Raw genomic sequence first — 15,208 nt, forward strand, 5'->3', positions numbered from 1 at the left:
TTCAAGTTCTTTCAATATAAATGCTGGTGCCATTTCGCAATTTTTAGTGCAACCTTAATGTTCATTACTGATAACGAATTGGATCTTCAATTTGTAAAATTTAAATTGATTCTCTTTTATTAAAAACATCAAAAAATACTCGTTCATGTTGAATTTAAAAATTAAAAATCGGACTTTAGATATTAGCCATTACGACCGCTTTATCTAATAAGCATCCTATCCCAGTTGCGCTATCAGTCAAACCGCGAGGAAACGCATCGAGTATTTATGTACTTCTTAATATTTTCTCGATCTTTTTGCCTTTGGCAAGCTCATCGACCAGCTTGTCCAGATATCGCACCTGTTGCGTAAGCGGATTCTCAATATCTTCTACACGATAACCGCAGATTAGGCCAGTGATGAGTGAAGAATTTGGGTTAATTGCGGGCAGGATCAGTTGTCATAAACTTATTCAACTTAGTCTAACTTAATCCAACTCAATCAACTCTCTCGTTAAACACTGATGAAATACGCGGCTTCAAAAACATGACCCGTTTTTAAATGCTGCACATTTTCCTTTTTGTTGATGTCCACATGCTTGCCTGCAGTATCTGCACAGCCAAGCCAGGGTTCAATGCAAACAAAATCGGCGCCGCTCTTAGCCCAAATGCCTAAATAATTAAAGTGCGGAAACTCAACCGAAACGGACTGGTCATGTTTATCGCTCCTGATGCACACCTCGCGCGATTTAATATTTTTAAAAACCAGCGCATCATCCTTAAACATCTCCCTGGTTAAATACAACCTGTTTTTTGGCGTATCAACAGGGTGGGTTTCCCCGGTAAAAAAGCCTTCGGGTGAAAGCAGGTGGGTTACCAGTTTTTCTTCTGTTTCAAACTCCAGGTAATAATCTTCGTACTTTTCGCCTGCATTAAATGGAACCCTGAAAGCCGGGTGCCCCCCCACAGAAAAGTAAATGGTCTTTTTATCGTGATTGATGAGCTTGTAAGTTAACCGCAAAGCATTATCAATTAGTGTATATAGCACCTGGAAATCAAATTTATAAGGATATACCTGCAAGGTTTTTTCGCAGTTTGGAAGCGAATACACGACATGTACCTCGTCACTCTCCAGCAAAATAAATTCCGACTGCCGTGCGAATCCATGCCTGCCCATGTGATAAGCCGTGCCGTCAACCAATAGCTCATCATTTATTAAACCGCCTACAACCGGGAACAAGTTTGGCGCATGCCATGGCCAAATGTTTGGGTCGGCCTGCCACAGATGTTCGGTTTTGGTTTCTTTGTTATAAACAGAAGTAAGCTGTGCTCCTTTTGCACTTACTTCTACTTTTAGAAAGTCGTTTTCTAATATGGCCATAGGCTTTGATGTATTGGTGTTAAAACTCCCTAAATTATGAATTTGTTTTTGAAATTATGTGGATGTGTGTGCGAATGTAAAGATGTGCTAATAAGCATTGACTATGTTGAAAATTGAACCAATGCTAACCATTCCGCGCATCAAATTGCTGCAGCGGTGACCAATTAAAAATAATTCCTAAATAGAGTAAACACTTTTAAACCAAAACCTTTTACCATTGTCTATACAGCGAGTTATTTAGCAACAGATAGCTTTTAATTAATAGTTAGCCATGTGTATTTATTACGCATGGCTTTTTTTTCAACTAATATTCTTTATCCTCAAGAGGGCATCCCGATACTTTTGGCTATAACAATTCCCCCTTTAGGGGGTTAGGGGGCTAATCGTCATCCTTTTTCTTCTTCTCCAAAATTACAAAGGCACTGCGTTTTGGGGCGGGTAAAACCGCGTTCTCGCCTTTTACATATTTCCATATTACCTCGTTCAAATCCAGGTCAGGTATGGCGTCTTCTTTTGCAAAATTGAAAAGCTGCGACCGTTTACTGCTTTCATTAACCGCAATATTACGTTGTTCAAGATCAACTTGTGCAGTTTTTACCTCATATGGCGAAAAATCGGGCTTGCCGGTAAAGCACTCATAAAGGGGCAGGGCCGAGGCATCGTACTGGCTCATTGGTGGCAGGCCCAATATCAGCTCAATGGTTCGCAATACACCCGAAGTGGAGTACATGCTGTGAATAACCGCATTCCGTTTTACATACGGCCCGGCAACAAATACCGGCGAGCGGTGAGCATCAATATGATCGGGGCCATTTTGGGCATCATCCTCCAATACAAACACTACCGACTCCTTCCAGATAGGGCTTTGTGACAAATGCGCTAAAAAGCGGCCAACACCCTGGTCGTTATCAGCAACTGCGGCAATGGGCGATATGGCGCCCTTTTTTTGTCCGCTGGTATGGTCATTACTAATCCTGATGGTGTTAAACTGGGGTACGGCATTTATGCTGAGCAATGAATCGAAATCATGGGCCCAAACCTCTTCGCGTTTTATATCGGTAACACTCAGGTCAAAGCCAGGCGCCTGTGCGCAGTAGTGGCCTCTTAACGATTTAATATTTGGCTTGCCGTCATCAACAAACTCGCCATAGGTGCGATAGCTTAAACCGGCCCGTTTGCAATAATCCCAGATAAAACCGTCGCGCGGATAAGCCGCCGGACGAGACCCTTCAAAATCATAATTACCGCCGCGACTGCCATAACTTGTCGGCCATGTTTTTTCAACAAAATCGGTAGCGTAGGCAGCCATGCTCCAGTTATGGCCATCGGCGCTCACTTCGGCATCAACATAAAAATTATCCAGCAAAACAAACTCATTGGCAATAGCATGAAGGTTTGGTGTAACTTTAGCGCCAAAAATGCACAGTGAGGTATCGCCATTACCTTTTGGCATATCGCCCAAAACTTGGTCGTAAGTACGGTTTTCTTTTATAATGTAGAACACATGTTTTATTGGCGATTTCTCACCCCGTCTGCGCGGGATAGGATTGCCTGCCTCGCCGGCAGCAGTGGCTGCTATTTTATTATTAAAAGGCGTATTGGCATAAACCTGTTTGGTGAAGCCTTTAAGCTGAGTTTCATTTGGCGCATCAATAAATGATAATGTGCCCTTGAATAATCCGCCTATATATTGTTCCCTGCTGTTAAGCGCTCCTTTCTGATAGCCGCTGTTATCTGTCTTTTTAACCGGTTGCGGGCCTTTTGGGTTGGCCATTGATGTAAAGCCCTTGCCATTGGCTACCAGTATTTTGCTGCCCAGCGTTTTTACATTGGTAGGATACCAGCCAACCGGGATAAATCCCAGGCTTTTGCTGCTGCCGGGGATGCTAACATCAAATACCGCCAGGCAATTGTTATCGGCATTGGCTATATAAAGCGTTTTTTCATTGGCTGATAATGCGAGTCCGTTGCTTGTTGAGCCGGTTAGTTTGGTAGGATAAAGCGAGGTGGAAATGATCTCGCTTGTTTTACGGGTAACGGTATTTATAACCGAAACTGAATTATCATTTGCGTTTGCCACAAACAGCCAGGTCCCTTTTTTATTCAGCAAAAGCTCGTTGGGGTGACTGCCGGTTTTTATATTGCTTACGGCACCGGTTACTGTACTGTAACAGCTTACTTCATCGCCGCCCCAAATGGAAATATACAGCGTTTTTTCATCGGGGGATAGGATGCAGCTATAGGCTTCGGCAGCCAGTTTTACCCTTTTTATTATTTTATGGCTGGCGGGCTCAATCACGTATAAAGCGCTGTCTTCCTTGGTAACGGTATATAAACGGGTATTACTTTTGTTAACGGCAATACCGGTTGTGCAGATCTTATTTTTTGGCCACGATGCGCCTAACGTAATGGTATCAGCAGCGCCTATTTTGTTGTTTTGGATAGGGTAAACAAGAATGCGGTTATCATTCCCGCCTGATGCATACAGCGTTTTTTCGTCCCTGCTAAACGCCAGGCCATACCATGATTTTTTAATGACCCTTTCATCCAGCAGCTTTTCGGTTTTGGGATCAATCAGCTGGATAGACTGTGTGCTTTGCCCGTTGTTGGTAATCGCCAGTAACCTGCCCGAAGCAGATAGCTGCATATTTAAAGGCAGATCGCCAAGGGGTAACGAGCGGCCAGCCGGGCTCAACTTCCAGCCATTGGGTAGTAATACCTGGTTAGTGGCTGTTATCTTCCCCGGTGTTTGAGCGAAAGATTGTAAACTTATGCTAATAGCAGCAATACAAATGGTCAGTTTTAGTTTCATAGGATGATAAATTGTATTCAAAAATACGGAATGGTTTTGAGGGATAGAGTGGGTTAACAAAAACTTAATGTAACGAATTGGCTGTTAAGAATGATGCTGCCTTTGCTAGAGATGATAACTATAGTGACAATATTAATCAGGACATTATTTAATTTAAATGACATTGTGTTCACAACAGGTTAAAACAATTAATAGCCCGACCGGGTTAACTAAACTGGAGTTGATAGTAAATTAAACAGCGAATATGAAACTTAAGAAATGGCAATTTGCATTGGCCGCCGGGGTTGGCGCAGCAGCAGTTGCACTGAAGTTTACGTCCCGGGTTTCTATTCCAAGATGTGCAGTGCCGGTAAAGCCCTTTGATAAGGACAAATACCTTGGTAAATGGTACGAGATAGCACGGATGGATTTTAAGTACGAAAAGAACCTGGATAACGTAACCGCGACTTATTCCCTTAGGGATGACGGGCTGATAAAGGTTGATAACAAGGGCTATAATTATGTTAAAAACGAATGGAAACAAAGTATAGGCAAAGCAAAGTTTGTTGACGACCCCGCTACGGCCAGGTTACAGGTTTCCTTTTTCGGGCCATTTTATTCCGGGTATAATATTATAGCTGTCGACCCAAACTATCGCTATGCCTTAATAGCCGGGAATGATCTGAACTATATGTGGATCTTATCGCGCGAAAAAACAATCCCTGAGTCTGTAAAAACCGGGTACCTGGATAAGGCTAAAAGCCTTGGGTATGATGTTAACAAACTGGTTTGGGATAAACATGACAGGTTATATTGAGGTATTGCAATCGTGGAAGGATAAAAAGTGCTGTTCCATGTGAACAGTGAATTTTGCCGGAAAGCGGAACAAGGTGGAACAGCAGTATATTAATGTGTAAACCTATTGCAGGATTATAAAAAATGCTTCCGCCCAATGCCAATAAGTCAATTTTTTTGGCCCTCCTTGTGCGCAGCAAAGGGAGGGCAGGTCCATCCGCTGGCTAGCGGAGTCGACCGGGACGGTAGATGTGCGTGCGATATTCACGCCAATGCACTGGCGACAATGCATGCAGGTAACCTGTCGCGTGTTTTTACCCCATCCTCCTCCTTCCCCTAAATTTAGGGGGAGGTATCGCACAGGCCAGGCTTTTTTTGATCCTGCCGGACAGCTGGCAGGCAATTTCAATAAAGTTTGCAAGCTTTTAAAAGCGGGCGCCCTGTGCGATTCCCTCCCCTGGGAGGGTTTGTATGGAGGGGTCTCTGCGCCAAGCTTTTACGCTTGATTAGCAGTGGTATCATATAAAAACAAAGTATAATATTCATAATCGTACCGCCCGCTGCTTTTTTAGATTCTTCCGAATCCCGAAGCTCACTTCATTATTCAACATTCATTATTCGGTGTCCGATATTTTTTAATTATTCCCACTCCCCACCCCCACAAAAAATAAATAGCATTACAGCGGGACTTATTAATAGCCCTGTTTGCGCTATGACCCATCGGGTCTGCCCTTTTGTAGAAGCACAAATCCATTCTTGTTTGACTCGTAGAGTCTACCCTTCACCGGTCTAAAGGTCTTGCGGACAAAGGGTAACCTCTACGAGGCAAAACATTTGTTATTATATTTTTCTACAAGGGGGCAGAGGCAGTCTCAAAAGTCTTTTTGTAAATTTCTAAACAAAATAATATTTGGTCTCCGTGCTCTCTGCGACTTCTCAGCGCCCTCTGTGGTTAATTTTTTACCACGGAGGACACAAAGAATACACAGAGTAACAGAGAATTTGATTTGCGCAAAATGTAATTCTGTCCATTTTTTGAGAATATCCCTTTTGAAACAGCCTCATTGTTGATTTTTATACCTAATCACCCTACATAAAATAAAGAAATAGCATTACATTAGGAGATAATTTGTTTCTTATTCAACGCTATACCTTACTCATGGACAGAACCCTTAAAATCTACACAAAAACAGAACACCTTTTTGCAGAATTTACATTTCATTATGACCACCCCGGACGGGCATCAGGACATTATACGCAATACCGGCGCCTGTATAACGATGATGAGGAAGATGAAAGTAAATCGGTGTTTCCCCTTATGCAGATGGACCTGTACCCGCAATTCAGGCAGTTCGAATCGATAGATCAGATCAAAGCCCACGATGTTGAATTAGCGAAAAATGAACTGGGGCGGGATATGACCGATCCGCGGGGCTACACTTATGTATATGACCCCACACCGGTGCTGCTGCGTTATGTTGTTGAAAATCACAGGGGCTGTATTGGGATGATAAATGTGCTGTTCAGTTTTATTGACAATACCAAGGAAGTAAAGTTCCTTTCAGCAACGAACCCCAGGTATGATTTCGACATATCGTCCAATAGCCTCGAAACCAATGTAAGCTGTATAGTAAGAATTCCCTGGTACACCGACAGGGATGTTAGGGAAATCAGCAGCCATGATTTGAAGCGGCTGGAGCCGTGGTATTAGAGGGTGAGGAATGGCTTTTCTGGGGTGGGTATGACAAGTTGTATTGAGTTTTGAAATAATACTGATCCCGGCACAAATACCGCACCGGGATTAGCAATGCTTATTAAGGCTGCCCGGCCCCGCCTGATGAGCCATATACCTGGCCGGTTGCATAGCTGGCATCAGCAGCAGCAAGCTGTACATATATAGAAGCGAGCTCAACCGGTTGCCCCGGCCTGCCCATTGGGGTTTGGCCGCCAAAATTTTTTAATTTTTCCTGGGTGGCACCACCGCTAACCTGCAATGGCGTCCAGATCGGGCCGGGAGCAACACCGTTAACCCGGATGCCTTTCGGGGCAAGTTGCTTTGCAAGTGATTTTACATAATTCATGGTGGCAGCTTTTGTTTGGGCATAGTCGTAAAGATCAGGGGTGGGATCATAGGCCTGTTCGGAAGTGGTACCTATTATTACCGAACCGGGCTGCAGGTGCGGCAAGGCTGCTTTAATTATCCAAAAAGGCGCATAAATATTTGTCTTCATCGTCCAGTCGAACTGTTCGGTACTGATGTCAAGGATTGACTGATGGCTTTGCTGCCTGCCCGCGTTGTTCACCACTATATCCAATCCGCCAAGGCCTTTCACAGCTTCGTCAACCAGCTTTTTACAAAATGCCTCGTCGCGCAGGTCGCCGGGGATAGCCATGGCTTTTCGGCCCTCGGCTTTTATCAGCTTTATCACTTCCTGTGCATCGGGTTCTTCGGTAGGGAAATAGTTAATAGCTACATCAGCACCTTCGCGCGCATAGGCAATAGCTGCAGCCCTGCCCATGCCAGAGTCGCCCCCGGTTATCAGTGCTTTCCGGCCTGCCAGCCGGCCCGATCCTTTATAGCTGGTTTCGCCATGATCGGGTCGCGGGTTCATTTTGCTTGCCAGGCCCGGCCAGGGCTGCGATTGTTCGTTAAACGGAGGTTTGGGATATTTGGTAGTTGGATCATCCGGTTTTTGCGGCGGAGCTGATTTAGGGCTGCCGGCCGACCCCAAAACCGGGCTAACCGCCATATCGGCAAATCCGGCCCTCAAACCACTGATAATTTTGCGGCGGGTAATTTTATCATTTTCATTCATGGCGATATTTTTAATTTATAATTAAATACAATTCCCTGAACGATTGGTTTTTAATTTTAGAGAGTTTATTCCTCAGCTGTCGCAAGCGCGTCGTGGCAGCTGGGGAAATGGAATAGTGGGTGAAAAATGCATAGGTGATAGTCCACCTCTTTTCTGGTCCGGATCCTGGCGTCAGGTAAGGAAGGATTATAGTGCTATCTTGATTTATTGAAAAATGCTTGTGGCTGCAGGGGGATAGTTGGTGTGCAGCAAGCGGGGGGGATTTGTGGCAACAGCGATAACCGCAATAAACGCCGGGCATTGCAATAATAAACGATTGTAAAATTCAAAAAATATTTTTACTTTTATTTCAACCAAATTAATCACAATTAAAAAATGAAACGTTCTGTTTTCCTTATCATCACAGCCATTCTTGGTTTGTTGTTTGGCGGTATGATGTTGTTCTTCCCTGTGTTTGCAGCAACAAATTTTGGCATAATCCCTACACCTCAAACATCACAAATGCTGCGATCTGTAGGCGGCGTTGATTTATGCCTGGGTATCCTGAATTTACTGGTATACAAGCAGCCCGATTCAACGGCTTTGAAAGCTATACTTATTGTTAACCTGCTATCACATCTCATAAGTATGGTTGTTGATGGTTCAGCAGCATATATGGGCGTGGTTGCTTTCAGTAAAATTGCCCCGGGCCTTGTTGCCCATCTTTTTATAGTTATTGGTGCGCTGGTTTACACTTTGAAAATGAGGGGTGTGGGTGCTTTATCCACGGCTTTGTCATAAACAGTTGTCAATCCGGCCGGTATGTGGCATGCCTGTGAGTGGCCACAGTGGGGCACTGCGGCAGACGGGGAATCGCACAGGACTCCGCTTTTTTACAATCTTCCGGACAGTATCGGTAGGAATAGTATAAAAAGACTTTCATAAGTTATGGATAGTTCACCTCTTTTCTGGTTTTGATACTCGCGCCATTGCGGGCAATCTTTGCGTACTTAAGCCAAAATGGAAGTAATCTAATTCGCCAATCCAATATTTTTTTCCAATTTATAACACCAATATTTTTTATGTTCCTTATTAATTATTTCAATATCAGAACCAATTTTCTTATCTATTGATGCTGCCTTATCAGCAAACATTAAAATATATTGTTTAGCTAATACTCCATCACTTCCTTTTTGATAGAAAGCAACTGCGCTATCTTTATAATAATATAAATATTCTATTGAATCCCGATTTAACAATTTCAATATATCCTTACACATCTTATTTTTCTTCAAATCATCTGGATAAAGCAGTACTCCTTCCCCTTTGGGATCCGCTGATTTCAATATTACCTGGTGGTTTTGATTCAAACAATTTACCGCATCAAAATATGGAGCAATATCAACTTTAAATTTCAGCGGACTTTTTTGGCTACAGGAGGTAATTTCTAAAATAAGCAGGGGCAAAAAGTTGCTAAAATTTATTTTCATTTTAATGATCTGTAAAAGCCTTTTAATTGTATTGTCCTTATAAAAACTTGACGCGACAGAACAAAAATGTTTAAATTAAATGGGTTATCGGTACGATTTTGAAGAATATAGTTTCCCGATACCCAAGTAGAAAGAAGCAAACGCTTCTCTTATAACCAGCAGGTGGGCTACCTGTCCTGCGAGCCACAAGGGAGAGCCTTGCGGCAGCGAAAAGCACTTGCGGTAGCTGGGCGCCACAAGGCAGAGCCTTCCGGAAGCGGGGAATAGGTCATTTTAAAAAAAATTCTTTTATATCCTCGTCTAACAAATTAACTTTATAATAAAGTTCGTAATTCCGTGCATCAACATTAAAGTAATTGGTTTCTGCATGTTTATCTTTAATAAATTCGTCAAATTCCTTCCATTTAGTTAATCGCTTTTCGACAAATTCTTTTACCTGATCAAAAATCTCATTCGATTGCCGTTTTATAATTGGCTTTAAAAGTCCAATAGATGCAACAACAGCCCACTTACCATAGAGTAAAGAATAGCCATATTTATTAACGCTGTCTGATTTACGTTTAAAGGTGTTTTCAATTTGTTCCAATTCTGAAAACAATAAAAAAGCAAAAAGCATTTCGTGGTAATTATTTTCATCGTGAAGTATTGAAAAAAAAGTTTCTTCTTTAAATATTATCTTTTCGCTCGTTCGTCTTGCAGCGGCAGGTTCACCTTTGTATGCCCAATAAGCTTTAATAAATTTTAATCTATCAATTACATATTTAATATCTATAAAACCATTGAAAATGCCATCATGAAATTCACCGGATTTTCTTTCATATAGATAACCATATTCATTATATAGTCTCTTCTGAATAAAAATTTGTATATCATGATTCGACCTTCTATCAGCTTCGCTCACTTCATTTTGTTGATTTGTAGCGTTACTGATGAGTTCTATGAAGCGGGGGTCAAAATCCGACGATTGTTTAATTGGGGTTATAATTTTTAATAACACTTCTTTCCCTATTAAAGGATTATTTGGCTTATTTAGAAATTCATCATAAATTGTACTTAAAGTATAAGCAGTTTGACCACCATTTAGAATTTGAGGTTTTGTTAAAATAAGTTGTCCTTCGTTCTGTTTTCCACTACTTTCAGTAAGATAAAAGTTGACGGAAAGGATAGTTATTCCATTATTAAGTATTGCAAAATTGTTTTTTTCTTGGTTCGTTATTGAATGACGAATATTTTCATTCACGCTTTTTTTCTGAAGAGAGAGGAAATTTCTTGGGTTAAATTTTAGTATTGCATTTTTATAATGTGATAAAATTCTACCTATTTCATAAGTTGGAACAAAAATGGCGTTAACTTCAAAATTGCCATAATCAGTTTCAATAGTTTGTTTAAGTCTTGGCCTTTCTTTATTTACTAAGTCTATGGTTATAACTATCTCATCCGGATCGTAATAAGTACCAGTGGTAAGAGGAAAAATAAGTTTATCATATGCTTTTTCAGCATCATAGATTTCATAATGCGTGTTATCAATTAATCTCCTTATTTGTTCATCATTATATTTATATACGTTTCCTAACAATAAAACTATATAGTCGTATTTAGCAATATCCCTTATCTTAATTAGTTCTTTTTGAAATGCTATTACTTTTTCATTAAAAAGATTGCCATTACTATCCGTTTGTTCACCTTTTGTTATTCGTGCGATTTCCATTCGCATCAATTCTTCGGCATTTATAGATTTATTATCAAAGTTTTTTGAATTGTTGCGAAACTTTGTCTGAATGAGATACAGCTTTTTTAATTCAAAATCTATATGAAAGGCATCTAGCCCCCCATCATAAGGTCCATCAGTTATTTGTTTATGTCTCAATAAAAAATCAGCAATTCCAAATTTAACTTTTAATAGTAAATGAATAAATCCCAGTGACCTCGCATGTTGGACTTCTTCAATATTCTCCTTATTGGGTTTATAAGATTTGTACGATGAAGGGGCTTCGCCACATAACTTATCTAACACAGAAATTAACATTTTATATTTGTGTTCCATATTCAGAAATCAAAATTTAACCACCATTATATCTATTAATTTATATGTCTGTCATTTGATTAATTATTGTCATTGTTTTTACGCTTACATCACAAATCCGTTTTAATATATCTATTACATACTCCCCATAATCCGCAAATTTATATTTATGGAATTTTTCAGCTAAAGGGTTATAATTGGGTTTTAAAACTAAATATCAAATTTATCTTTATAGCAGGAATAAATAGCACTATCTATTCTATCACTATTTGCTTCAATAATTTCTCTTCGTGCATTCGAAACAACATAATCATTTTTGATCCAATAAATTTGCGTATTTGTTGAAAATGCATTTGTGATTTCATTTAGTTGGGTTATTGAAAAACTGTCAAAATTTCTTAGGCGACTAATTGCGCCTTTTGCGCCATCAAATGAATATGCCTCGTTTAAATTTCTAATAATAATTTCTTTTTCTGTTTCGCTGGAAATTTCGATGTCGGGATAATGCTTTTTGAAAAATTCAGATAGCCTTTTAAAATAATGTAAATTAGACTTCTTCTTGGATTTCCATTCTTTAATTAAGTAGTCATTGAAATTCTTTTCGTTTAGTTTTGAATAGTAATCTTTGTCTTCCGATATGAAGTATAAATCTTCGTCAATGGGTAAATACTCAATTAAACTAACCCAATTTATTGCGTCTCCATAAGATTTATCCTTACCAGGTGGATTACCAATATTAAACCTAGTAATTGCAGTATTTAATATTTCATGAGTAGTTTCAATGTTTTCTGCTTTGTCCAATAATTGGTTTAATACTTCATCGGCTAACAACGTGGCATTTTCCGCATCATGTTGCAACTTTTCTAATAGTTTTATTTTGTTGTTTTCATATTGTTTAATTGCTTTTTGCATTATCTCATATTCACTATATGAATGGCAAATCATCGGAAACTGATTTGACAGTTTTGATGACCTTAACTTGTCAAGGGAATCCGATATTTTAACCTCCCTGTTTCTATTAAATTCATTCCTCGTTTGCTCTGGAAGATACAACCTAATGTTCCCTGTGTTAATCAAAGCGACAAGTTTTTTCAATTCTTCTAAATCTTCATTCGAAAAATGAAAAAAGGTTAGAAAGATATTTGTGTCAATATATAAATTTCTTTTCATACAAGGTTAAACCAGTTCTAGTAAAAAGGATGCGATAATTGTTACGACAATTGCTGAATCATATTTTTAATCGTTTTATTGTTTAGCTTACTACAAATTGGTGTTATTTTGTCTACGCCATTACTGAAATGCAGCCCGTCATTATATATTAGACCTAATAAATTATACACCTCAGAAAATATTGCGCCATTTTCTTCTGCAAAAGCAAGTTTTGCATCTGTTTCAAACGTGTCGATATATGCAACTTTTAGCTCGGCAGTCGGCAATAAATTGTATACTTTCTCTTCAATTTTAATTCGTACGGCACAACAAATTGAAATTGGATCATAATTCTGATTGGCTATATATAGATTTAATTCATTCTCGACTAACCTTTTGAAGTTTATCGATTTACAATATGCTAAATCCAAGTTCAATGCAGTAAACTCTATTGTCAGATCGCAATTTCCCGGATCATAATGTAAAAAGTATTTAGACAAAGGCCTCTTAATAGAAATTTCCTCTCTATTCAAGACAATTTTATGTAGGCTAACATTGTTTTTAAATCTGTGTTTATCAAGATAGCAGACTTGAAGTTTCTGAAATCTGAAATTTTTGAAGTAATAAGGATTTAAATGCGTTAATATTATGGGGATTATTATTCTACCTTCATCTTTAAATTTTTGAATTAATACAGAAATATAATATTGAGTTGCAATTAAATTAGCATCATCTAGATAATCAAAAACCTCATCTATAATCAAAATATTTTTTGCACCATTTAAATTTCTACTGCAGCGTATTAAAGATGATATAAAACTAATTACGTCTCTTTCACCATTAGAAATTTGATTAGCTTTTGGGAATTCCACTACTAATTGAGCATCGACAACTTTAGGTCGTAAAGTCTTCCATGTTGCATTAAAGAAGCTAAACATATCATCATATATTTGTTTTTCGTTTATAAATTCATAATATTTTAAAGTGGTTTTAAATTTTTTACTATCATTTCTATAGATTTCTATTAGCTGAAATATAGCAAGCAATACTTCGGCATTATCAAACTCACAATGCTTTTTTAAGATTTTTGAAATATCTATTAGAGGTTCGGAATTTATTATAGTTTCTTCAAATTCATCGTTGACTTTTTGTAAAATCTCTTGTGAAGTGCCCTTAAACGCATTAATCCTATCCTTTACATTATTCAAAAACTTATCGATTCTCACGCCCCCAAATTTATCAAATTGAACATTGTTTTGTAATTCGACCATCAAATGTGTATCATTCAAAATTTCAGATATGTTAAAAAGTATTTTCCCATTCGAGCCGAACTCTTCCTTCATGTTTTTAGGTGAATACGAGAAGTTTTCTTTATTAGGTATTTTCTCAATAAGAATAATGGGATTAATCGTAATTGAAGATTTAACAACTGCTCTAGGTATACCAGGGACAGTTTTTTGAGTATGCTTGGAAATCAGCAGACTGTTTATTACATGAACACCAAAATGGTCTTTAATTTGATTTTGTGTTTCGTCAGCAATTATTACACAAACTGACCGGTCATCATTTACAAATCTTAATTCTATCTTAGGTTTATTATCTTCATTGTTTTTATAGTATGTTTCATCGTCAAGAATAATACCTTTTTTGGTTAGCTTGTTGAAGGCATAAGCAAATGAACTTTTTCCAAATCCATTTGGCGCAACGAATATGACGGGCTTATTTGGGATTAAATGATCATTAATCTCCAGTCTTTGAATTCCTTTAACATTTTCAATTAGAATTCTCTCTATGTATTTCATTGTGATAATATTAGGTTTTTAAATATATTGCTTTTATTCGATGTACTATAATTTAAAATAATTACTGGTCGTTAATAGATATTTTCCTCGCATTCTGGCGCGAGGTACTGTCATAAAAAGCAAGTATTTTTTCAAATAAATTTCCTTTAAATTTGTGTTAGCGAAAGAAGGCATACGTTGATACGTTGACGGATGACTATCTTGTGTAGCCTTGGCTAATTGCCGGGCTATGTTGTTTATAAAGTGCTGCCACATTGTTCAGTTAAACAGGTAAAACCATCAATTTTAATCAACAAAAAAACGGAACATGTTGATTATGAGCAAATTACATCGGTATTCCAAAAAGCATTAATTTTTTATTGCTTGATTATCAATTACTTGTATTTTAAGAAAAATTAAAAACGCTGATAATGAGCGTGTTTCACAGCGTTCCACCCCGTTCCGCGCAAAAACGGAACGGGGTGTAATCCAATATCTCTATACCCCATCCCCACCCTTCCCAAATTGCATTATAAAAAATAAAATCCTGTTTTTATACAAATCAAACCTCTTCCAGCGCGAATGCAGCAGCGGCCAAAGAGGTGGAGTTCTCTTGCTCCGTCCGGAGGACTCCTTTGGAGCGTTTAGGTAGCCCGCCTGCCGTGCAGCACCCAACCCCCACGTTAGCGATTGGCGCGGATACCGGCCCTGGTTCAGTTGGCAGTTTGTAGTTTGCAGTGGGCAGTGATTTTGCAGCGGGTTAATGGGGTGCAAAAAATGCGCCTAACGCCTGTGCCGTATAATCCGCTGGTCAGCGGAGCGGCCCCGATTTAAATCGGGGAAACGCCCAAATAGATCTTCACATCCAAAACCCGCACATCTTTTTATCCGCACATCCGCACATCCGAAATCCGCACATCTAAATCCCCACATCCGCACGTCCAAAATTCCCACATCATTTCGCACATCTGCACATCCGCACATCCAAAATTCGCACATCTGCATATCTGCACATCCAAAATCCG

The 15,208-nt window shown here is 39.1% G+C and carries 10 protein-coding genes and 1 pseudogene; 3 read left to right on the top strand and 8 right to left on the bottom strand.

Annotation, left to right across the window (positions count from 1 at the left end; all coding sequences use genetic code 11):
- Positions 1-265 precede the first annotated feature (265 nt).
- The 3 genes and pseudogenes from JWQ54_RS07230 to JWQ54_RS07240 form a co-directional block, all read right to left on the bottom strand.
- Positions 266-427: pseudogene (locus tag JWQ54_RS07230) on the bottom strand (DUF2200 family protein); the annotation flags it as partial.
- Between the two features lie 65 nt (positions 428-492).
- Complete coding sequence (locus JWQ54_RS07235) at positions 493-1,359, bottom strand: aldose 1-epimerase family protein (protein ID WP_299582317.1); 867 nt, start codon at positions 1,357-1,359, stop codon at positions 493-495.
- Positions 1,360-1,738: 379 nt separating this feature from the next.
- Positions 1,739-4,171 carry a bifunctional YncE family protein/alkaline phosphatase family protein gene (locus tag JWQ54_RS07240; protein WP_299582320.1) on the bottom strand — a complete coding sequence of 811 codons (2,433 nt, stop codon included), beginning with the start codon at positions 4,169-4,171 and terminating at the stop codon, positions 1,739-1,741.
- 244 nt (positions 4,172-4,415) lie between these two features.
- Here JWQ54_RS07240 and JWQ54_RS07245 point away from each other — a divergent pair, with 244 nt between their 5' ends.
- A complete protein-coding gene (locus JWQ54_RS07245; RefSeq protein WP_299582323.1) occupies positions 4,416-4,967 on the top strand; it encodes a lipocalin family protein in 552 nt (183 codons plus the stop codon).
- A gap of 1,137 nt (positions 4,968-6,104) precedes the next feature.
- A complete protein-coding gene (locus tag JWQ54_RS07250) occupies positions 6,105-6,656 on the top strand; it encodes a hypothetical protein (protein WP_299582326.1) in 552 nt (183 codons plus the stop codon).
- A gap of 103 nt (positions 6,657-6,759) precedes the next feature.
- Here the strand turns inward: JWQ54_RS07250 and JWQ54_RS07255 are convergent, their stop codons facing one another.
- Positions 6,760-7,761 carry an SDR family oxidoreductase gene (locus JWQ54_RS07255; protein WP_299582329.1) on the bottom strand — a complete coding sequence of 334 codons (1,002 nt, stop codon included), beginning with the start codon at positions 7,759-7,761 and terminating at the stop codon, positions 6,760-6,762.
- A 375-nt stretch (positions 7,762-8,136) separates the two neighbouring features.
- On the opposite strand from JWQ54_RS07255, the gene JWQ54_RS07260 reads away from it, so the two are divergent.
- Positions 8,137-8,541, top strand: a complete 405-nt coding sequence (locus JWQ54_RS07260) for a hypothetical protein (protein WP_299582332.1) — start codon at positions 8,137-8,139, stop codon at positions 8,539-8,541.
- Positions 8,542-8,771: 230 nt separating this feature from the next.
- Here the strand turns inward: JWQ54_RS07260 and JWQ54_RS07265 are convergent, their stop codons facing one another.
- The 4 genes from JWQ54_RS07265 to JWQ54_RS07280 all read right to left on the bottom strand — a co-directional run bounded on the left by JWQ54_RS07265 (position 8,772) and on the right by JWQ54_RS07280 (position 14,204).
- Positions 8,772-9,230, bottom strand: coding sequence for a hypothetical protein (locus JWQ54_RS07265; protein ID WP_299582335.1), 459 nt, complete (start codon positions 9,228-9,230; stop codon positions 8,772-8,774).
- Between the two features lie 268 nt (positions 9,231-9,498).
- Positions 9,499-11,274 carry an AIPR family protein gene (locus tag JWQ54_RS07270; protein ID WP_299582338.1) on the bottom strand — a complete coding sequence of 592 codons (1,776 nt, stop codon included), beginning with the start codon at positions 11,272-11,274 and terminating at the stop codon, positions 9,499-9,501.
- A 189-nt stretch (positions 11,275-11,463) separates the two neighbouring features.
- On the bottom strand, positions 11,464-12,423 hold the full coding sequence (locus JWQ54_RS07275; RefSeq protein WP_299582341.1) for a PIN domain-containing protein: 960 nt from the start codon (positions 12,421-12,423) through the stop codon (positions 11,464-11,466).
- 41 nt (positions 12,424-12,464) lie between these two features.
- Positions 12,465-14,204 (bottom strand): hypothetical protein, encoded by a 1,740-nt coding sequence (locus JWQ54_RS07280; protein ID WP_299582344.1) that lies wholly within the window; start codon positions 14,202-14,204, stop codon positions 12,465-12,467.
- Positions 14,205-15,208 lie beyond the last annotated feature (1,004 nt).

The sequence above is a fragment of the Mucilaginibacter sp. genome, assembly GCF_028288225.1.
Lineage (GTDB): Bacteria > Bacteroidota > Bacteroidia > Sphingobacteriales > Sphingobacteriaceae > Mucilaginibacter.

What these genes read in the sequence shown, in the direction of transcription:
- JWQ54_RS07275 (WP_299582341.1), bottom strand. Translation starts at nt 12,423, where the DNA reads ATGAAAAGAAATTTATATATTGACACAAATATCTTTCTAACCTTTTTT.
- JWQ54_RS07280 (WP_299582344.1), bottom strand. Translation starts at nt 14,204, where the DNA reads ATGAAATACATAGAGAGAATTCTAATTGAAAATGTTAAAGGAATTCAA.
- JWQ54_RS07270 (WP_299582338.1), bottom strand. Translation starts at nt 11,274, where the DNA reads ATGGAACACAAATATAAAATGTTAATTTCTGTGTTAGATAAGTTATGT.
- JWQ54_RS07255 (WP_299582329.1), bottom strand. Translation starts at nt 7,761, where the DNA reads ATGAATGAAAATGATAAAATTACCCGCCGCAAAATTATCAGTGGTTTG.
- JWQ54_RS07245 (WP_299582323.1), top strand. Translation starts at nt 4,416, where the DNA reads ATGAAACTTAAGAAATGGCAATTTGCATTGGCCGCCGGGGTTGGCGCA.
- JWQ54_RS07250 (WP_299582326.1), top strand. Translation starts at nt 6,105, where the DNA reads ATGGACAGAACCCTTAAAATCTACACAAAAACAGAACACCTTTTTGCA.
- JWQ54_RS07260 (WP_299582332.1), top strand. Translation starts at nt 8,137, where the DNA reads ATGAAACGTTCTGTTTTCCTTATCATCACAGCCATTCTTGGTTTGTTG.
- JWQ54_RS07235 (WP_299582317.1), bottom strand. Translation starts at nt 1,359, where the DNA reads ATGGCCATATTAGAAAACGACTTTCTAAAAGTAGAAGTAAGTGCAAAA.
- JWQ54_RS07265 (WP_299582335.1), bottom strand. Translation starts at nt 9,230, where the DNA reads ATGAAAATAAATTTTAGCAACTTTTTGCCCCTGCTTATTTTAGAAATT.
- JWQ54_RS07240 (WP_299582320.1), bottom strand. Translation starts at nt 4,171, where the DNA reads ATGAAACTAAAACTGACCATTTGTATTGCTGCTATTAGCATAAGTTTA.